The following is a 17,668-nucleotide window of genomic DNA, read 5'->3' on the forward strand; positions in this document are numbered from 1 at the left end:
AAAAGGACTCTGTGGAAAGTACCGGATGCTGCCATCAATTCTTGCGTTGACCGCAGTGCGCCATTGGCGGACTGCTGGTTTGATTTTATTGATGTTTGTCTTATCTCCTGTGTCAGCGCAAGCGTTATGGCCGGCCAAAGTCATTGCTGATGGCCAGCCGAAGGACTACCAACCGGTGGCTAAAGCCGCCAAACAATGGCGCGTCTGTGCATTGTTGCCGCATGGCAAAGATCATTATTGGTGGGGCGTGGCCTGGGGTCTGTCTGAGCAAGCCGCGGCCAGCGGCGTTGAGTTGGGAATTTATGAAGCCGGCGGCTATGAATTTGGCTGGAAGCAGCTGCAGCAACTGCAGCAATGCCGGCAAAAACAAGCAGATGCCTACATCATTGCCGCTATTCATGCGACCGGGCTCAACGCAGAAATCAAACAACTGGCTGACGAAGGCAAGCCAGTCATCGATCTGATTAACGGCATTGATAGCCCTGATGTCAGTGCGCATTCGGCCGTGTCGTTTGCCGAGATGGCGCGACTGTCATTGCAGTTTATCCTCAAGCACAACGGCAGTGGCAGCCGGATTGGCTGGTTGCCCGGACCGCGTGGCGCCGGCTGGGTACAGGACGCAGAGTCCGCAGTGCAGCAACTGAAACAGCAGCATAAGTTGCAGTGGTTTCCCGGCGGCTATGGCCCACCTGATGCTTTTCATCAAACCAGTCTGGCGCGCGCACTCATCGAGCAGCAGCCGCAGTTAGACTGGGTATTGGCCAATGCGGTGGCGATCCGTGCGCTGGCGCAACTACAGGCCAGAGCGAAAGGCTCAGTGCCGCAGCTGGTGGCTTATTACAGCAATCCTGATGTCGTAGACTTGTTACGGGAAGGCCGGATCGCGGCAGCAGCGACAGATTCACCGGTGTTGCAGGCGCGGATCGCGGTTGATCTGGCGATCCGGCTGTTGCAACAACAACGGGTGCCAAAACACATCGGTCCCCGGATCCAAATCCTGACACCGGACAATTTGTCGCAGTACAATTTGCAGCAGTTGTTACCGCCGGATGAGCAGTGGATTATCCGGCGGGAATTACTGCATAAAGAGACGGGGGGACGCCCCTGAAAGAAGCGTTCAGGATTGACGAAATTATCCTTGTTTCGCTGCACACTTTCGATATATTAGTTCCTGATAAAGTAACGTGGGTACAGGGATGACGACGTTCAAAAGTGGTTTGGTTGTGTTGCTAATGTGGTTATATGCCGGTCAAACGATGGCAATCGACTGGTATGTGCGGGACTGGCCGCCGTTTAATATGCAACAAGGCCCCGATGCCGGGCAGGGGTCTTATGACCTGATGTTAGGGCAACTCGTAGCTGCTTTACCGCAGTATCAACACCGTCAGTTTTTTGCCACGCTGATTAAACGTCAACAGCTGATGCAGCAAGACGTACCGCATTGTTTATTTGGTGTGCTGAAATCGAAAGAGCGGCAGGAAAAAATGCTGTTTTCAGACATCGCCTTTTATTCACCCGCCCTGCGTTTAGTGGCGTTGGCCGATCATCCGTTGTGGCAGGCCAATAATACCGGCGCCGCTATTGAATTATCGACGCTGTTACAGCAACCCTGGACCGGTATGGTTGAATATAAAAGACTATACCCGGCACATATTCAGCAATTCACCGGCAAGTTATTACAAGTCTCCGATAGCTCTACCGATCTGGTCGCGATGTTAAAAGCGGGTCGGGCGGATTATGTGGTGGAATATCCGGACCGGATACACTGGCTGGCAAGTCATCATCCAACCTTGTCATTACGTTATGCCCGAGTCGCAGGCGAAGCACCGGTGGTGCCGGTCTATGTTGCGTGCCAGAAATCAGCGCAGGCAGCTGAACATATCGCCGCTATCAATATCGCGTTGCAGCAGTTGCGGCGTAGCCCCGCTTATCAACAAGCCTGGCTGCACCAATTACGCGATTTGTCGCGGCAGGAATTACAAGCGCAGATTGCCCGGGATCCGCTGTTCCAAACGCCTGCAACCCGCAGCAGTCAAGCTGTGGCGCAATAAGCCGCTACACAGGATCACGCAAAAGACGAACGGCTTGCCACTTTCGGAAAAAACGACGGGGCTTGACCTGATGCCGGCGCGCCCGCTTAATAACAACAACGGAACTATCAGGATTTCACGATGAAATTTGCGGGTATATTGTTGCTGTTGTGCTGCACTTGGGCGCTGGCAGCCGAGCCAGTGCTGACACTGGTCCATAGCGGGCACAGCAAAGCGTGGACGCTGGCGCAGTTAAAACAACAGTTAGCCGTGCAGCAGGTCAGTCTGGATGACCCATCCTACAATCAACCTAAAGCCTATCGGGGTTTCGACTTTAAACAGTTATTGGCCAGCGCTGGTTTTCCGCCACTGAATGGCGATGACACGCTGGTGTTGACTGCCAGTGACGGCTACGCGCCGACTTTATCGGCACAGTTATTATCCAAGCAGCAGCCAATGCTGGTGTTTGCTGAAGCGGATAAGGCGGATTTTGGTTTTACGTTGTTACAGCAAGGCAAAGGCATGTTATCCCCGGCGCCGTTTTATCTGGTTTGGCCCGGCGCCGGTAAAGCGGCGGAACAATATGCCTGGCCCTATCAGCTGGTGAAAATCGAGTTGATCCGCTTTAGTGACCGATATGCTCAGGTGATCCCGGCCAGCACCGCGTCCGCTCAGGTGCAGCAGGGTTTTGCCTTGTTTAAACAGCACTGCCTGAAATGCCATTCGATCAATTTGCAGGGCGGCGTGTTAGGCCCGGAACTCAATGCACCGAAAAATGTGACAGAGTACTGGCAACTGCATGATCTAAAAGCTTTTATCCGTAAGCCGGAATCTTATCGCTATCAGTCAAAAATGCCGGCGTTCAGTCACTTCAGTGATGCCGATATCGATGCCATATTGGCATATCTGCAACAAATGAAACAACAGAAGCTGGTACGCTGAACGGGCATTGGAGATGTTACTTTCGGCTCAAGGGTTTAGCAGGAGAAAAGACTTTTCATTTGATATGAAAAAATTGCATATTAATGGTTAATTTAATTATTGAGATTCAGTTCAATGCCGTTCCTGAAAACAGTTTTGTTTCTTTTGCTCGTGATTACTGTTAGTGCCTGTGAGGATCCGAAAAAGGCGCAGGAGCAACAAGCGATATCAGAGTATTTTAATGGCTTATATGCTTGGGCCGAATTGGTCGGGCAACAAGAGCCCGCAAATATTGAGGAAGTTGGGCTTGTACATCACAAAGCGCTATTGTCGTTACACCAGTTGGCGGATAAACACATTACGCTGGCCAGGCAACATGAGTATGTTGAACTCAATACGGCTGCAACATTAATGACGGAAGTGATCACTGAGGTCTATGCACAACAAGGGGAATTGCTGGACGAATTAAATCCGCGTTGGGAGACTCTGGAACAAATGCTGGCCGCTATGCAGGATACAACACTTTATCGCGAAGAAATTGCACGGTTGGAACGGCTCTACAATAGAGTTGACAAGTTTGAGCAGGGTGTACTGAACATGCGAGAGCATGTCAGACAGAATATTCAGGACTCAGGCTTGTCAGAGCCAAACCGGATCTTTGTCTGGCGAAATGTTGAAACGCTTTACCTGCCGATATTACAAAAAGCGCGTTTCTATAACGTGGCGATCTTGCGTAAAGTGAAGGACAAACAAAGTGTGATCCAATATGTTCACCGCAACCGAGAAGAGTTTTGGATTAATAAAAAAACAGGGCAGGTGGAAACAAAACCTTTCAGCAGTTTTCTGGACACGCTGATGGAGCAATTAAACAGTCCTAGACCATAAATGTGCGTTGTGTTACTTCTGGCTCGGCGCTGAGTTGACGCAATACATCGGCCAAAGTCGGACTTTATCGATACAGGATTCCCTGTATGATAAATACTCAAAGGCATGCGAAATAACAGAGGTTGTTATGTTCAGGTTTGGTGTTTGGTTGTTCGGGAGTTTTGTTTGTCTGCAAAGCGCCCTGGCTGACACCATGGACTGGTTTATCCGGGATTGGCCGCCGGTGAATATCCTGCAGGGACCGCAACAAGGGCAGGGCGCATACGATGTGATGCTGCACCGGCTGATGTTGGCGTTGCCGCAATATCAACATCAATTGCATGTATCGACACTGACGATGCGCCAGCAAATGATGCAACAAGAAAAATCGCATTGCCTGTTTGGCCTGCTGAAAACACCACAACGTCAGACCTTTTTGCAATTCTCCGAGCCCGTTGCAGTGATCCCAAACCTGCAATTAGTCGCCCGTGCCGACCATCCGATGTGGCAGCAAATTCAACAACGTCGCGCCGTCGACCTGACCTGGCTGTTTGGTCAATCCTGGCGCGGTATGGTCGAAGAACACCGCACTTATCCGTCGCCAATTGCTGAGCATTTAACTGAGTTTGTACAGGTGTCGGCCACTGAAACCAATCTGGTGCAGATGCTCAAAGCCAACCGCGCTGACTATGTGCTCGAGTATGCGGATCGAATGCATTATCTGGCGCAGACCTCTGATGGGCTGAAATTAAGGGCACTGCCATTGCAGGGCTTGCCGGCGGTGACTGAAGTGTATGTCGCCTGCAGCATCAGCGAGCAGGCGAAGGCGCAAATCAAAGCCGTGAATGCGGCGTTACAACAACTCAGGTTCGACCCGCAATATCGGGCTGCCTTGCTGGATTGGCTGACGCCTGAATCGCGCCATTTGATCAAAAACTATATGGCGCAATCACCAATGTTCAGCAACATTACGCAAGTCGCGCCGATCAGCAATCCGCGCGGGCGCTAATATAGTGCGCTCAGCAGCAAGCCATCGGCAATCAAGCGCGGGCCGCAATCTCACATAACAGTTTCACCGCACTTTGATGCTGCTGGTTTTTATCAAACGCCAATACCAGTTCGCGGGTTAATGCCGGGCCCTGAATGGCGCGGTATTGTAAGTCGGGGCGGAACTTCTGCATTTCAAAATCCGGCAGCAGCGCGCAGCCGATGCCGGCACCAACCAGCGCGATAGCGTATTCAATGGTATGAATATTGGCGCGAATTTGCGGTTTGATATTGGCTTTGCTGAGCGCGAGCGCGACCTGGTCCCATGCTTCACATGGCGTGCGTTTAATTAGCGGCAGTTTCTTAAAATCAGTCAGCTGAATCTCCGGCTGCGTGCACAAAGGATGCTGCGCCGGTAACGCCAGCAAATAAGAGTCGGTCCAAAGCGGTTGATACAACTCGCCGGCTTTAAGCTGACGAATATTGATAATGCGCGCATCGCATGGCTCGTCGGGCTCGACCAAGTGCAGCTCCAGCCCCGGCAGCTGGCTGTTAAATTCTTTTAACAGCTGGCTCATCCGCTCCACCCCCAGCGCTTTGACCAGCCCCAAGCGAAACAATAGCCGTTTCGCTGGTTTGTTAAAAGAAGCCTGCAGTGCCTGCATTTGACTGAGCAGCTGACAAGCCTGCACATAAAGCCGTTCGGCGTCTTCAGTGGGCTGAACGCCCTTGGGCAGACGTATAAACAACAAGGTGCCGAGTTGCTGTTCGAGCTGCTGCAGCGCACTGGACACCGACGGCTGGGCGATATCGAGCTGGCGCGCCGCCGCACTGATGCTACGCTGCTCATAAACCGCGACAAAATAAGCCAGCTGACGTGTGTCCATAGGGAATTCCTATAGGTGTGACAGTTTCTATATGATTTAACTTTATACCCGCCATCAATAAGATGGCAATCAACATCTTAGCGTGACCAAATAGCGCGGCTGAAAATATCGGCCCAACGCCCGTACCGGAGCCTTTCTGATGAGCAAAACCGCATTTAACTGGCAAGACCCGTTTTCTTTCCAGGCCTTGTTAACCGACGAAGAACGCATGATCCAGCAAGCCGCCCATGATTATTGTCAGGACCGCCTGATGAGCCGGGTGCTGCTGGCCAACCGCCATGAACACTTTGATGTTGAGATCATGCGCGAACTGGGGGAGCTTGGTTTATTAGGCGCCACGCTACCGGAAAAATACGGTTGTGCCGGTGTCAACTACGTCAGTTATGGCTTGGTCGCGCGCGAAGTAGAGCGGGTCGACAGCGGCTATCGCAGCGCGATGTCGGTGCAATCAAGTTTGGTGATGCATCCTATTCACGCCTACGGCAGTGAAGCACAGCGGATGAAATATTTACCCAAGCTTGCCACCGGCGAGTGGATTGGCTGCTTTGGTTTAACCGAACCGGACGCCGGTTCAGACCCAGCCAGCATGCGAACCACAGCGAAAAAGGTCGACGGCGGTTATGTGCTCTCCGGCGCGAAGATGTGGATCACCAATAGCCCGATAGCCGATGTGTTTGTGGTATGGGCCAAGTTAGACGGTGTGATCCGTGGGTTTATCTTAGAAAAAGGCTGGAAAGGCTTAAGCGCACCGAAAATTGAAGGCAAATTCTCGTTACGGGCGTCCATCACCGGCGAAATCGTCATGGACGAAGTTTTTGTACCCGAAGAGCAGTTACTGCCGAACGCCAGTGGCTTATCCGGCCCCTTTGGTTGTCTGAACAAAGCGCGCTACGGCATCGCCTGGGGCGCACTCGGCGCTGCCGAATTCTGTTTCCACGCCGCGCGCCAATACACGCTGGACCGGCAACAATTTGGCAGGCCTTTGGCACAAACCCAGCTCATTCAGAAAAAACTGGCCGATATGCAAACCGATATCAACCTCGGTTTACTCGGCTGTTTACAAGCCGGCCGCTTGATGGACGCCGGCCAATTGCCGGTCGAAACCATCAGCCTGATTAAGCGCAATTCCTGTGGCAAAGCGCTGGAAATCGCACGCATCGCTCGCGATATGCACGGCGGCAACGGCATCGCCGATGAATACCATGTCATCCGCCACGTGATGAACCTCGAAGCAGTCAACACCTACGAAGGCACGCACGACGTCCACGCACTGATTTTGGGGCGTGCTATTACCGGGTTGCAGGCGTTTTTCTGATCTTTTTTGATTTGTAGAAAGACTGGTGAGCTGTCAAAACGCGGTTTGGCAAATCTCAATGAAGATAAGGCGACTATAGAGCGGTGCGGGATTTGTAAAAGCAAACCCGCCACCGCTTTGCTCCGGACTCGGCTCCCAGTGATAGCTTTGGCAAATAAAACAATAAAACCAAGGACTTCCGATGAGCCAACAAGAATTCCATCCCTGGGCAGTCAGCTACCTGCAACGCGTGCGTGACGGCCGCTTACCCAGCCCTGTCACCAACGCCGACAACCTGCCAACCCCAATACTGGCGCAAATTTTTCAGTCGATGCTGCAAAGCCGGCTGCTGGATTTACGCTCCCGCCTGCTGCAGGCCAAAGGCCAGAGTTTTTACACCATCGGCAGTAGCGGCCACGAAGCCAATGCGGTGGTGGCGCATGTGTTAAACCGCACCGATCCGGCGTTTTTGCACTATCGCAGCGGTGCCTTTTTTGTCGAGCGCAGCAAGCAATTAAACGGCAGCACGCCGCTGTATGACATGCTGCTGAGTTTCGCCGCATCGAGCGACGACCCGATCTCCGGCGGCCGCCATAAGGTGTTAGGCAGTTTGCCACTCTGCGTACCGCCACAAACCTCGACCATTGCCTCGCATCTGCCTAAAGCCGTCGCCACCGGTTTTGCCATCGATTTATCCGAACGTTTGGGCATCGACGGTAACTGGCCACATGGCGCTATTGCGGTTTGTAGTTTTGGTGACGCCTCGGCCAACCATTCCACCGCGCAAGGTGCAATCAATGCCGCCTGCTGGGCCGATTATCAGCACGTGCCGGTGCCGGTGCTATTTTTGTGTGAAGACAATGGCTTAGGTATTTCCACACCGACGCCGTGCGGCTGGATAGCGCATAGTTTGTCGCCGCATATGCAAACCTTCACGGCCGATTCGCGCGATTTGGGCGACGTGTATAGCGCGGCGCAGGCGGCGGTCGAGTTTGTCCGGAGTAAACGCAAACCGGCGCTGCTGCACTTAAAAACCTACCGGCTGTTTGGCCATGCCGGTGCCGATGCCGAAGTGGCGTATCGGAAAAAAGAACAAATCGAAGGCGAGCTGGAGCAAGACCCGCTGCTGTATGCCACCGCGCTGCTGCTAAGCCGCGGTGTTGAAACTGCTGAGCAGTTGGCGGCGCAGATTGAACATCTGGACCAACAAATTGCCCGGGTCGCGCAGGAAGCGACGCAAAGGCCAAAACTGCAAGACGCGGCTGCGGTGATGAAATCCATAGTGCCGCCACCGAGCGGTAAACCGGCTTTGCCGCTGGCGGACCGAAGCATCGCGCTTGGGTTTGACAAACACAACCTCGGCAAGCCGCAGCATATGGCGAAACTGATTAACTGGACGCTGCATGAAATTTTTGCCCGCTACCCAACCGCCGTGATGATGGGCGAGGACGTCGGTAAAAAAGGCGGCGTCTATGGCGTGACGCAGCAGCTGGTGCAGCAATATGGCCCGAACCGCGTAATCAATACGCTGCTCGACGAGCAAAGTATTTTGGGCCTCGGTATTGGTGCAGCGCAGCAGGGCTTACTGGCGCTGCCGGAAATTCAGTTCCTGGCTTATGTGCATAACGCCGAAGACCAAATCCGCGGCGAAGCGGCAACGCTGCCGTTTTTCTCCAACGGCCAGTATCAAAACCCGATGGTGGTGCGTATCGCCGGCCTGGCTTATCAGCGCGGTTTTGGCGGGCATTTCCACAATGACAACAGCTTTGCCGTATTCCGCGACATTCCGGGCTTGCTGCTGATCTGCCCGTCGAATGGTGCAGACGCTGCGTTATTGCTGCGTCAGGCCGTGGAACTGGCGTATCGCGACAACCGCTTAGTCGTGTTTTTAGAGCCGATTGCGCTTTATATGACGCGCGATTTACATGCACCCGGCGATAACGGCTGGACCTTTGAATTGCCAGCGCCCGATGCGGCGTTGCCAGAATTTGGCACGCCTGCTGTGGTGGAAGCGGATGATTCAGGTGTGACAGATCTCGTAATAGTCAGCTACGCCAACGGCTTTTATCTGTCGCGCCAGGCACAACAGGAACTGGCGGCACAGGGCATTCGCGCCCGCGTGCTGGATATCCGCTATTTAGTGCCGCTGCATGCTGACAAAATCGCTGCTGCGATTGGCGATTGCCGCAAAGTGCTGATTGTTGACGAATGCCGCAAACGCGGCAGCCTCAGCGAGGAGTTGTTTACTGCGCTACACGAGTTGCAGCCAAACCGCTATCACATCAGCCGGCTTTGCGCCGAAGACAGTTTTATCCCGCTTGGTGCCGCGGCTTATCACGTGTTGCCGTCAAAAGGCGCCATTGTTGAGGCAGCGTTAAAGTTGCATGGAGCAGAAAAATGAGCAAAAAAACTGCGGTAGTGATTTGCCCGGGCCGGGGCACTTATCAGAAAAATGAATTTGGTTGTTTAAAGCCGTTTTACGACAGCACGTTATTAAATCAAATCGACCGGGTGCGGGCGCAGCTTGGGCTGGAAACCGTGTCTGCGCTCGACAGCGCCGTCAAATACCTGCCCGCGCGCCATCAGCTACCGGTCAATAACGCCGCGCTGATTTATGCCGCCGGCCTCTGCCAGTTTAACGCCATCAACCCGGACGAGTATGAAGTGGTGGCCGTCACCGGCAATTCGATGGGCTGGTACACGGCGCTGAGCTGTGCCGGTGTGTGGGATGTCGACAGCGGCACTGAGATCATGTCGGCGATGGCGGGCTTAACCGCCAACTGCAAAGGCATCAACGGCGATACCGGTGGCCAGCTGATTTACCCGGTACTAAACGAACATTGGCAACCGGATGCAACGCGCTTAGCTGCAGTGGCGGCGGCGCTGAAAATCCCTGGCATGTACCGCTCGATTCAGTATGGCGGTTATGCGGTGCTGTCCGGCACCACGCCGGCGGTGAAGCAGGCCTTAGCGCAATTACCGCCAGTGGATGAGCGCTTCCCGATGCAACTGGCCGGCCACAGCGCCTTTCATAGCCCGCTGATGCAGGATGCTTCTGATCAAGCATTAGCGCGGTTTTCTGCTGAGTATTTTAACCAGCCGAAATTGCCGCTGATTGACGGGCAAGGTCACATCTGGCCAGATTTACCGGTAAACCCGGAGCTGCTGCGCTATTACACCTTCCAAAGCCAGGTCAGCAGCGATTACGACTTTAAAACCGCAGTGCAAGTGGCGGTGCGCGAATTCGCGCCGGACCAGCTGATTCTGCTCGGCCCCGGCACTGCACTTGGCGGCGCCGTGGCGCAAAGCCTGATTGAAATCAACTGGCATGGCCTGAGCAGCAAAGCCGACTTTGTTGCACTGCAAGAGAGCGCTTCGCCGTTTTTGCTGCAGTTGTAGTGGGGTGTGTACCTGCGGTCTTGAGCTGACCGTAGGTACGCGCAAGCGAAGCGCCGCCGTACGTCACAAGTGCATTGACGGAGCAACGCACGCCGGTAAAACCTCTCGCCTACCCATCCAAATCAAACCGAACCCCATCCCCACCATGCAACAACAAACTCAACGGGCTTTTGACTGCGTTACCGCCCCGGCTTAATACATGGGTATAAATCTGCGTGGTTTTTACATCGCTATGACCGAGCTGTTCCTGCACGGTGCGGATATCGGCGCCGGATTCCAGCAAGTGGGTGGCGACAAATTCATCGGGAATGAATTTGAACAGCCGCAGGCTGGCCCGTAGGGGAAACTACAGGGATGTAGTTTCTAAACTATGACGCAGCGTGTGGCAAGTGACGTTTTTGCCGATCTTAGCCTGAAAGGCGGCAAACTTTATCGCTTTGCGCACACAAGTTTCATCCAGATGGTGACGACGGATAAGCTTTGACTCCGGGTCCCGACTGAGTTGATTGGAGGGAAACAAGTAGTGCCAACCCAATTGCATCGGGGCTGCCGGATTTTTAAGGGCCAGCGCATAAGGCAACCAAACACCACCATAGACCGGTTTTTGCAAGTCGGCATCGAGCAAGCGTTCGGCAAGGATGATTTGTTGTTGTAAAGCTGGGACTAATTCACTGGCCAGCGTGACGCGTCGATTTTTATTGCCTTTACCTTGCCACACCATCACCGACAAATAGTCAAAGTCGATATCTTTAACGCGCAGCCGCACCGCTTCCATCAAACGCAAACCGCTGCCGTACAGCAGCTGAGCCACCAATTTATATTTGGGATCGATCCAACGTAATAGTGCGCCGACTTCAGCGCGGGTGAGTACCACTGGCAATTTGGGCGGTGTTTTCGCCGTATTAAAGTTGAGTTGTAACGAGAGAGGTTGCTGCAAGAATTCACGATATAAAAACACCAGCGCATTCAGTGCCGAGCTTTGAGTTTTAAACGCTACATGCCGCTCTACCGCCAACCAGGTTAAAAACTGTTCCACCTCGGTATTGCCGAGTTGCGAAGGATGCTGCTTTTTGTGGAACAGAATATAAAACCGAATCCAGTGCTGGTAAGTCTCAATAGTGCGCTTGGCATAACGCCGGGTACGCATATAGTCCGCAACTTGTTGTAAAAATGACGAGGCCATCGCAGTTCCCTCTGCAGCGCAAAAATCTAACTGTAGAATGTAAATTTAATGTTTCAAGTTAGATCAAAGGCACCTTGCACGCTTTCGCTTTTCGCAAAGCGTGCAACAGCGACGAAGAGATTGAGATCTGTAGCTTTTTTCGGTAGTGTTAACTGATGTTAAAAAAGATCAAATGCACAGCGCAGGGTTTAAAGCGTGCGTTTTGCCGTTGATTAATATGTTATGTGAAAAGGGGACAGCACGTGCCTACACCATACAACATGGCATTTGCATGTTTAAGTTGTAGAAAGTCATTCAAACGAGAGTTCAATCTAGCGGAAGAAAAGCCGAAAGAACTTAAATGTCCTGAGTGTGGTGGAGTCGCACATAATTTGGGGCGGCACTTTAAAGCGCCTAAAAAAAATAATTTAAAACAGTGGCAAAAAATAGCGTTTCTATTAGAGCATGGGTTTCGGTTTCAGAAAATTTGCATAGAAGAAAATTCAATTGAAACAGTGCCATACCCTGAAACATTGGAAGCTGCAAAAGAGTTTGTTGTTAAATATAAAAACTATGCAATCAAGTAAACACATAACAAGCAAAGGCAGCATCGCCCTGCGGGCTGGACGCGCTAACGCGCGCCGCTGCTTTGGTAGTTATGTGTAATCAGGCTTCGAGTTATGGACCAAGAAAAAGTAAATGAAGCCACGATCGCAGTGAGAGATCTCGCAGATTTCATGGCAAGAATGGAAATGCCAAAATGGTCAGAACGCTACCGCAGCATTGAGCAAGAGTTGTTGGCTGGTAATATTCAGGGCGCAGTTAATTTAGAACAAAGTATTTTTAAAGCTGGTATGGGTGGTTTATACGATCTGTATATTTCTGCTGGTAATGGCCATCCAACCAACGATCCAGATGCGGATAATAAGCTATTAAATCAGCTTACTGGTCGGGTTTCCCAGTCATTTTCGGCGTTACGCAAGGTACTAAAAGGCTATGCAAAGTAAGCACATAACAAGCAAAGGCAGCCTCGCCCTGCGGGCTGGACGCGCTATCGCGCGCCGCTGCTTTGGTCGTTAGCCGTTAATCGGGTTTTATAGTTTTTGGCTGGTTGTGCAACCAACAATAGGGAGGTGGCTTTGTTCGGGCAGTTCGTTGCTTGGGTAAAGTGCAAACGGAAATTGCGTTCTTCGTTTCCCTTCTGGCAGTTTGTTGTTCACCAATTGTTTGCAGGTCCCGCTCAGCGCTTTATGGCAGCCAAGCAGCAAAAGTCAGCTGTTCGCGGGGTAAGTTTTTAAATTCGCACGAGCGGCGTTGTTATGGTTTTAGCGTGGCCCTTGTTCGGGCTTTCGGCTAACAAGTCGCGGCACTTGCGGCCTGCGGCCGCAGCGACGTCAACTGCGATGCAGTTTTCCGCGCGTGCGCTCAGCGTTAGGCAGCATCAGTATGAGCACCGAAGATAGACTAAAAATTTGGCGAGCACTGTCCGACATATTTTTGGATACTGAAATAGAAGACCACGTATTCGCATATATTGCTCGTACTGTTTCCGAATGCGGGCTCACTTTATCAGAAGCCGAAGATATTCTTTGGTATGAGGTTTACCCAGTTCTGGAAGGAAATCTTAGGAATGTTGCGGGTGTTTGGGAAGGCTGGCCGGATTCCTGGTTGCTTCAAAATCTACCAGCGAAAGTTCGTCCAAACTCGATACACGGCAACGCCACAATCATTCAAGAAATAAAACTTTGCTGGCAGCGGGTTACTGAAGCGTATGAAAGTACAAATGCCTAACAAGCCGCTTAAATTCGTTCCGGCCACGAAAAACGTGGCCTCCACCGGACTCGCTAACGCTCGCCGTTTAGCGGGTCGTTATGTGTAATCAGGCTTCGAGTTATGGACCAAGAAAAAGTAAATGAAGCCACGATCGCAGTGAGAGATCTCGCAGATTTCATGGCAAGAATGGAAATGCCAAAATGGTCAGAACGCTACCGCAGCATTGAGCAAGAGTTGTTGGCTGGTAATATTCAGGGCGCAGTTAATTTAGAACAAAGTATTTTTAAAGCTGGTATGGGTGGTTTATACGATCTGTATATTTCTGCTGGTAATGGCCATCCAACCAACGATCCAGATGCGGATAATAAGCTATTAAATCAGCTTACTGGTCGGGTTTCCCAGTCATTTTCGGCGTTACGCAAGGTACTAAAAGGCTATGCAAAGTAAGCACATAACAAGCAAAGGCAGCCTCGCCCTGCGGGCTGGACGCGCTATCGCGCGCCGCTGCTTTGGTCGTTATGCAGAGGAATAAATTTAGTGAGCGACAACATTGAACCCCTGAATGAGAATGACCTTGAACTACTTGCAGAATATAGAAGTTGGCTCTTTGGTCATTTTGATGATCCCAAGCAATATGAAGAGCTCTCGTTCAAGCTAGAGCTAATCCAAACCATTCTTGACAATAGATGGGTTTCAAAAGAAGAAACGTTCAAGCTTCAAGCTCTGGGAATTTGTTTCGGTGACGCGCTAGTGCAACAAATGAAAGAATTGAGTTGGGTGGCAGTTGATGACGAGTTTGGACGTGATCCAGCTCTACGTTTCCTTAGCACAAGCACATTAGTTTTTCCTAGAACCGCAGTTTCAAAACGAATTGAAGACGATGTAGAAATTGACATTTATGAAATGTTTGGCGGATTTCAAAAGGCAATAAGAAGTGCATTGGAAAAGCAAGCATAACAAACGCCAGCACACCGCGCCTGCGGCGCTGGACTCGCAACAAGTTGCTCGCCTGTGTGGCGGTAGTTAGGGCTTACGGGGGCGGCACATGGATTTTTCTTGTTTAACGAAGATCGTTAACACGGAACAAGATTTAGATTTGCTACCTGTTAATCCGGATTGGCAATTGGTCGGTTCAATGATTTCCGTTTCTCATGGTTGGCTTACAGAAGATGAATTTAACCTTTGCTTTAATCCATTTGTCGGGCAAATGGTTTTTGCTTTCGAAACGTTTGAACGGGTTAACAAATCGACAGGAATAAGTAATCGTTTAGAACAGTCATTTGTTTTAAATTGGATTAATTTCAAAGAGTTTCAGGAAACGACGGCAATTTTGTTTGTGTATATTGTTTCTTCGAATTTAAATTGGGTGTTCTATGCAAATAGAGATAAATGGCAGTTTGCTGCACAGCCCTAACAAGCAAATATTAATCGCCCACGCTGCGCATGGGCTGCGACGGCAAAACGCATGCGCGTTTTCCCGCGCTAAATTTGGTAGTTAACTGCTACCTAGAATTGAGATTATGCGCGTAAAACTAAAAAAGATATCCGACAATTTGAGCGATGAAGAACATTCATCTATCGCAGATGAAATACGCCAACGAAAAATCGATGGTATATCTCTATCATACTTTGGTGGTGCTTTTGGTCCTACATGGTCTGCGGGTAACGATTACAGTTTAGATTTCCTTAAACACTATTCGGGCATTAGAGCTTTAGAGATTTTTCTTCCCGGGCTAACAAATATTGATGCTATTGCTGAGCATGTAAACGAAATAGAGTTTTTGAGTCTGGGAGAGCTTAATAAAAAAACTGTATCTTTAAAGACTCTATCAGATCTGAATAAGCTAAATTATCTGAGTTTGGTCAAAAATAAGAAAGATATCGATTCTATAGCTACGCTAACTAGCCTTAGAAACCTAAGACTTACGGGGTATCAAGAAAAGGAATTAGAGCATGTTGCCAACCTGAGTAATTTAGAAAGCTTATATTTGGGCTTCGGCACATTTGAAGACATAAATACTATTAAAGGATTATCTAACTTAACAAGCCTAGAAATACTCTGGGTAAAGAAATTACACGATCTAAGTGCCGTGGAAAATCTGACATCTCTTGAGAGTTTGCATTTAAGTACTCTAAAGCAAGTTACATCCATTCCAGACGTTTCTAATCTAAAGCATCTTAAGAACTTGGTTATGGATACCATGAATGGACTTGTCTCTTTTTCAGGTATTAGAGGCAGCTCAATTAACGAATTGGCTGTAATTAATTCGAATATCGAACCTGTATTGTTTTCTGAGCTAAATAATAGTTTACCAGTGCTGCAGCGGCTTGTACTTGGTCTTGGAACTAAAGGGAGAACAAATGAAGCATTTAGTCTCTTTGAAAGTTCCGTTATATGCGACACACTTAATGATTTTAAATACAGTACAGCCAGAGGCTCTAGAATTGAGTTCTGCAGTTAACAAGGCGCTGCTGTCGGACAAATTTTCCGCTGCGCTCCAAATTTGCCGCAGAGCGCGGCGTTAGAGAGTTGAGAATGGACGATATTGTATGGAGCCGCTTTTGGAGACCTATGTATGATGGGGAAGATGGCACTGAAGCTCAAAGCTTTCAAAATATCCTTGCAAGTGAATTGACTTCAGTTCATCCGCTCTTTTCGTTCCAACCCAAAATTTTGGGGCGGTGCAGATCCAACGATGACGTTGTTGCCATTTTAAATGATGGAAGAATTGCTGTTATTCACCTTACATGGAAAGGAAAACCAGATCAAAACCCAGAGAAATATCCATCTTGGGGTTGTTTTAATACTGTCGAGGCATTCAATAGAGCTATCGAATGTGATGAAGATGATGACGAAGAACTCTAACAATTCAATTAACTTAGCGCCTTCGGCGCCGGGCGCGCTAGAGCGCGCCGGTTATTGAGTCGTTAGGCCTTATGAAACTCCAGAATTACAGTCGAGCAGAAACCCTAAGCGCACACAATTTTGATTGTTGCCAAATTTATGTAGGCACTCTCACTAATCTGCGGGGAGAAATGTTCAAGGGCATAACAGTTGAGTGGGCAGGTTCTGGAAGTATCGAAGCACATTTACCACTTAAACCTGCAGATGCTCTTAAATTTGTTGAATTTTTAGATTCAGTAATTAAAGGAAATGTTCCGAATAAGCATACTGTTAGGCCATACAATCGAATGTTGCTCAACTACTTGCTTGCATTGCATCTGAAATTCAAGAAAGTGGAGAATGGCTTTGTAAGTTGTCGAATATCATTTGTTCAGCACACAATGTGGGGGCAAGTGAAATTGAGCTCTTTGAGTTCGTGTGTAAGTAATATTCGGAAACTATATGAATTTGCCTAACAAGCAAATGTTAATCGCCCATGCTGCGCATGGGCTGCGACGGCAAAACGCATGCGCGTTTTCCCGCGCTAAATTTGGTAGTTATGTTTTTAGGAGCACACAATGGTAGACGAAGAGTCTTCTGCGACAGAAGGGAACGTAGAAGGAACTATTAAGGCGGTAACTGGCCTAGTAAAAGAGATTCCCGTGTATGAAGATGCGATTCAGCCAGTGGCAAAGGAAGCAGGGAAAGCTCTGCAAACGTTAGGTCGAACAGTTAATGCTGCTCTCCTGCCAGTGCGTGGGTTGGTCTGGGGAATAGAAAAAATAGAAGAGTTTGTTCAGACTAAAGTTACTAAAAAATTATCCAAAGTTCCGGTCGAAAACATATGTACCCCAGATCCTGCTGTAGCGGGCCCAGCACTTGAGTCATTGCGCTATACAGGCCACAAAGAATCTTTGAGTGAGTTGTACGCGAACTTATTGGCTTCGGCTATGGATAAGGAAACCGCCAAAACTGCTCATCCTGGATTTGTTGAAATAATTCGCAATATGTCGGCAGACGAAGCAAGGTTGCTTGAATACATAATCAAGAATCAAGTAGCCCCTATAGTTGATATTAAAAGAGTTTTACTTAAACAAGAAGGAGAGATTAAGGTAAGCGAACTTGTATCAACCTTAAGTTATGATGCTGGATTGGAGCACAGAGATTTGTCAGCATCTTACTTGATAAATTTAGAACGGCTTGGTCTAGTCGAAATTCCAAGAGACAGCCATCTAACGAAAGCAGATGCGTACGATCGCATTATTAACGATGGATCTGTGCAGGCAATAATGAATCAACTTAATCAAGGTGGCGAAGAGCACAAAGGTGATTTTAATAAATATTATGTTAGGGCCACTGTTTTTGGAAAGCAGTTTAGTAATGCCTGCGTTGTTAGCAGAGACAAAATATAACAAGCCGCGTCATTTGCAGCCTTCGGCTGCGGCGACGCTCACAAGCTCGCGCGCA

Annotated in this window: 18 protein-coding genes and 1 pseudogene; 17 read left to right on the forward strand and 2 right to left on the reverse strand. The window is 49.7% G+C overall.

All coding sequences use genetic code 11. The features are described 5' to 3' along the window. The first annotated feature begins 25 nt into the window (after nucleotides 1-25). The 5 genes from torT to ACQ66Q_RS17440 all read left to right on the forward strand — a co-directional run bounded on the left by torT (nucleotide 26) and on the right by ACQ66Q_RS17440 (nucleotide 4,824). A complete protein-coding gene (gene torT, locus ACQ66Q_RS17420; protein WP_430457957.1) occupies nucleotides 26-1,108 on the forward strand; it encodes a TMAO reductase system periplasmic protein TorT in 1,083 nt (360 codons plus the stop codon). Nucleotides 1,109-1,196: 88 nt separating this feature from the next. Then, nucleotides 1,197-2,051, forward strand: a complete 855-nt coding sequence (locus tag ACQ66Q_RS17425; protein ID WP_430457958.1) for a hypothetical protein — start codon at nucleotides 1,197-1,199, stop codon at nucleotides 2,049-2,051. 120 nt (nucleotides 2,052-2,171) lie between these two features. Continuing rightward, nucleotides 2,172-2,972 carry a c-type cytochrome gene (locus tag ACQ66Q_RS17430; RefSeq protein WP_430457959.1) on the forward strand — a complete coding sequence of 267 codons (801 nt, stop codon included), beginning with the start codon at nucleotides 2,172-2,174 and terminating at the stop codon, nucleotides 2,970-2,972. A gap of 114 nt (nucleotides 2,973-3,086) precedes the next feature. Next, on the forward strand, nucleotides 3,087-3,836 hold the full coding sequence (locus tag ACQ66Q_RS17435) for a hypothetical protein (protein WP_430457960.1): 750 nt from the start codon (nucleotides 3,087-3,089) through the stop codon (nucleotides 3,834-3,836). Nucleotides 3,837-3,963: 127 nt separating this feature from the next. Beyond that, nucleotides 3,964-4,824, forward strand: a complete 861-nt coding sequence (locus ACQ66Q_RS17440; RefSeq protein WP_430457961.1) for a TIGR02285 family protein — start codon at nucleotides 3,964-3,966, stop codon at nucleotides 4,822-4,824. 31 nt (nucleotides 4,825-4,855) lie between these two features. Here the strand turns inward: ACQ66Q_RS17440 and ACQ66Q_RS17445 are convergent, their stop codons facing one another. Next, nucleotides 4,856-5,689, reverse strand: coding sequence for a LysR family transcriptional regulator (locus tag ACQ66Q_RS17445; protein WP_430457962.1), 834 nt, complete (start codon nucleotides 5,687-5,689; stop codon nucleotides 4,856-4,858). A gap of 139 nt (nucleotides 5,690-5,828) precedes the next feature. Here ACQ66Q_RS17445 and ACQ66Q_RS17450 point away from each other — a divergent pair, with 139 nt between their 5' ends. The 3 genes from ACQ66Q_RS17450 to ACQ66Q_RS17460 all read left to right on the forward strand — a co-directional run bounded on the left by ACQ66Q_RS17450 (nucleotide 5,829) and on the right by ACQ66Q_RS17460 (nucleotide 10,382). Beyond that, complete coding sequence (locus tag ACQ66Q_RS17450; protein WP_430457963.1) at nucleotides 5,829-7,004, forward strand: acyl-CoA dehydrogenase; 1,176 nt, start codon at nucleotides 5,829-5,831, stop codon at nucleotides 7,002-7,004. A gap of 181 nt (nucleotides 7,005-7,185) precedes the next feature. Then, on the forward strand, nucleotides 7,186-9,384 hold the full coding sequence (locus tag ACQ66Q_RS17455) for a thiamine pyrophosphate-dependent enzyme (RefSeq protein WP_430457964.1): 2,199 nt from the start codon (nucleotides 7,186-7,188) through the stop codon (nucleotides 9,382-9,384). After that, a complete protein-coding gene (locus ACQ66Q_RS17460; RefSeq protein ID WP_430457965.1) occupies nucleotides 9,381-10,382 on the forward strand; it encodes a malonyl CoA-ACP transacylase in 1,002 nt (333 codons plus the stop codon). Before ACQ66Q_RS17455 ends, ACQ66Q_RS17460 begins: the two co-directional genes overlap by 4 nt. A gap of 109 nt (nucleotides 10,383-10,491) precedes the next feature. Here the strand turns inward: ACQ66Q_RS17460 and ACQ66Q_RS17465 are convergent. Then, nucleotides 10,492-11,565, reverse strand: a pseudogene (locus ACQ66Q_RS17465) (integron integrase). 242 nt (nucleotides 11,566-11,807) lie between these two features. On the opposite strand from ACQ66Q_RS17465, the gene ACQ66Q_RS17470 reads away from it, so the two are divergent. The 9 genes from ACQ66Q_RS17470 to ACQ66Q_RS17510 all read left to right on the forward strand — a co-directional run bounded on the left by ACQ66Q_RS17470 (nucleotide 11,808) and on the right by ACQ66Q_RS17510 (nucleotide 17,613). Beyond that, a complete protein-coding gene (locus ACQ66Q_RS17470; RefSeq protein WP_430457966.1) occupies nucleotides 11,808-12,131 on the forward strand; it encodes a hypothetical protein in 324 nt (107 codons plus the stop codon). A gap of 93 nt (nucleotides 12,132-12,224) precedes the next feature. Continuing rightward, nucleotides 12,225-12,551: a hypothetical protein gene (locus ACQ66Q_RS17475; RefSeq protein WP_430457967.1), complete on the forward strand. Its 327-nt coding sequence runs from the start codon at nucleotides 12,225-12,227 to the stop codon at nucleotides 12,549-12,551. Between the two features lie 439 nt (nucleotides 12,552-12,990). Further along, nucleotides 12,991-13,335: a DUF7079 family protein gene (locus ACQ66Q_RS17480; protein WP_430457968.1), complete on the forward strand. Its 345-nt coding sequence runs from the start codon at nucleotides 12,991-12,993 to the stop codon at nucleotides 13,333-13,335. A 102-nt stretch (nucleotides 13,336-13,437) separates the two neighbouring features. Further along, complete coding sequence (locus ACQ66Q_RS17485; protein WP_430457967.1) at nucleotides 13,438-13,764, forward strand: hypothetical protein; 327 nt, start codon at nucleotides 13,438-13,440, stop codon at nucleotides 13,762-13,764. Nucleotides 13,765-13,854: 90 nt separating this feature from the next. After that, the gene (locus ACQ66Q_RS17490) at nucleotides 13,855-14,274 is read left to right on the forward strand and encodes a DUF3806 domain-containing protein (RefSeq protein ID WP_430457969.1); all 420 of its coding nucleotides are present in this window, start codon (nucleotides 13,855-13,857) and stop codon (nucleotides 14,272-14,274) included. An 88-nt stretch (nucleotides 14,275-14,362) separates the two neighbouring features. Further along, nucleotides 14,363-14,731 carry a hypothetical protein gene (locus tag ACQ66Q_RS17495; protein WP_430457970.1) on the forward strand — a complete coding sequence of 123 codons (369 nt, stop codon included), beginning with the start codon at nucleotides 14,363-14,365 and terminating at the stop codon, nucleotides 14,729-14,731. A 106-nt stretch (nucleotides 14,732-14,837) separates the two neighbouring features. Beyond that, on the forward strand, nucleotides 14,838-15,779 hold the full coding sequence (locus tag ACQ66Q_RS17500; protein ID WP_430457971.1) for a hypothetical protein: 942 nt from the start codon (nucleotides 14,838-14,840) through the stop codon (nucleotides 15,777-15,779). A 74-nt stretch (nucleotides 15,780-15,853) separates the two neighbouring features. Beyond that, a complete protein-coding gene (locus ACQ66Q_RS17505; protein ID WP_430457972.1) occupies nucleotides 15,854-16,183 on the forward strand; it encodes a hypothetical protein in 330 nt (109 codons plus the stop codon). Nucleotides 16,184-16,779: 596 nt separating this feature from the next. Next, entirely contained in the window at nucleotides 16,780-17,613 is an 834-nt protein-coding gene (locus tag ACQ66Q_RS17510; RefSeq protein WP_430457973.1) for a DUF4393 domain-containing protein, read from the forward strand. Nucleotides 17,614-17,668 lie beyond the last annotated feature (55 nt).

This window comes from Rheinheimera sp., assembly GCF_965283995.1.
GTDB lineage: Bacteria > Pseudomonadota > Gammaproteobacteria > Enterobacterales > Alteromonadaceae > Pararheinheimera.

What these genes read in the sequence shown, in the direction of transcription:
- ACQ66Q_RS17435 (WP_430457960.1), top strand. Translation starts at nt 3,087, where the DNA reads ATGCCGTTCCTGAAAACAGTTTTGTTTCTTTTGCTCGTGATTACTGTT.
- ACQ66Q_RS17450 (WP_430457963.1), top strand. Translation starts at nt 5,829, where the DNA reads ATGAGCAAAACCGCATTTAACTGGCAAGACCCGTTTTCTTTCCAGGCC.
- ACQ66Q_RS17425 (WP_430457958.1), top strand. Translation starts at nt 1,197, where the DNA reads ATGACGACGTTCAAAAGTGGTTTGGTTGTGTTGCTAATGTGGTTATAT.
- ACQ66Q_RS17485 (WP_430457967.1), top strand. Translation starts at nt 13,438, where the DNA reads ATGGACCAAGAAAAAGTAAATGAAGCCACGATCGCAGTGAGAGATCTC.
- ACQ66Q_RS17440 (WP_430457961.1), top strand. Translation starts at nt 3,964, where the DNA reads ATGTTCAGGTTTGGTGTTTGGTTGTTCGGGAGTTTTGTTTGTCTGCAA.
- ACQ66Q_RS17430 (WP_430457959.1), top strand. Translation starts at nt 2,172, where the DNA reads ATGAAATTTGCGGGTATATTGTTGCTGTTGTGCTGCACTTGGGCGCTG.
- ACQ66Q_RS17510 (WP_430457973.1), top strand. Translation starts at nt 16,780, where the DNA reads ATGGTAGACGAAGAGTCTTCTGCGACAGAAGGGAACGTAGAAGGAACT.
- ACQ66Q_RS17505 (WP_430457972.1), top strand. Translation starts at nt 15,854, where the DNA reads ATGGACGATATTGTATGGAGCCGCTTTTGGAGACCTATGTATGATGGG.
- ACQ66Q_RS17445 (WP_430457962.1), bottom strand. Translation starts at nt 5,689, where the DNA reads ATGGACACACGTCAGCTGGCTTATTTTGTCGCGGTTTATGAGCAGCGT.
- ACQ66Q_RS17495 (WP_430457970.1), top strand. Translation starts at nt 14,363, where the DNA reads ATGGATTTTTCTTGTTTAACGAAGATCGTTAACACGGAACAAGATTTA.
- ACQ66Q_RS17455 (WP_430457964.1), top strand. Translation starts at nt 7,186, where the DNA reads ATGAGCCAACAAGAATTCCATCCCTGGGCAGTCAGCTACCTGCAACGC.
- torT (WP_430457957.1), top strand. Translation starts at nt 26, where the DNA reads ATGCTGCCATCAATTCTTGCGTTGACCGCAGTGCGCCATTGGCGGACT.
- ACQ66Q_RS17475 (WP_430457967.1), top strand. Translation starts at nt 12,225, where the DNA reads ATGGACCAAGAAAAAGTAAATGAAGCCACGATCGCAGTGAGAGATCTC.
- ACQ66Q_RS17500 (WP_430457971.1), top strand. Translation starts at nt 14,838, where the DNA reads ATGCGCGTAAAACTAAAAAAGATATCCGACAATTTGAGCGATGAAGAA.
- ACQ66Q_RS17460 (WP_430457965.1), top strand. Translation starts at nt 9,381, where the DNA reads ATGAGCAAAAAAACTGCGGTAGTGATTTGCCCGGGCCGGGGCACTTAT.
- ACQ66Q_RS17480 (WP_430457968.1), top strand. Translation starts at nt 12,991, where the DNA reads ATGAGCACCGAAGATAGACTAAAAATTTGGCGAGCACTGTCCGACATA.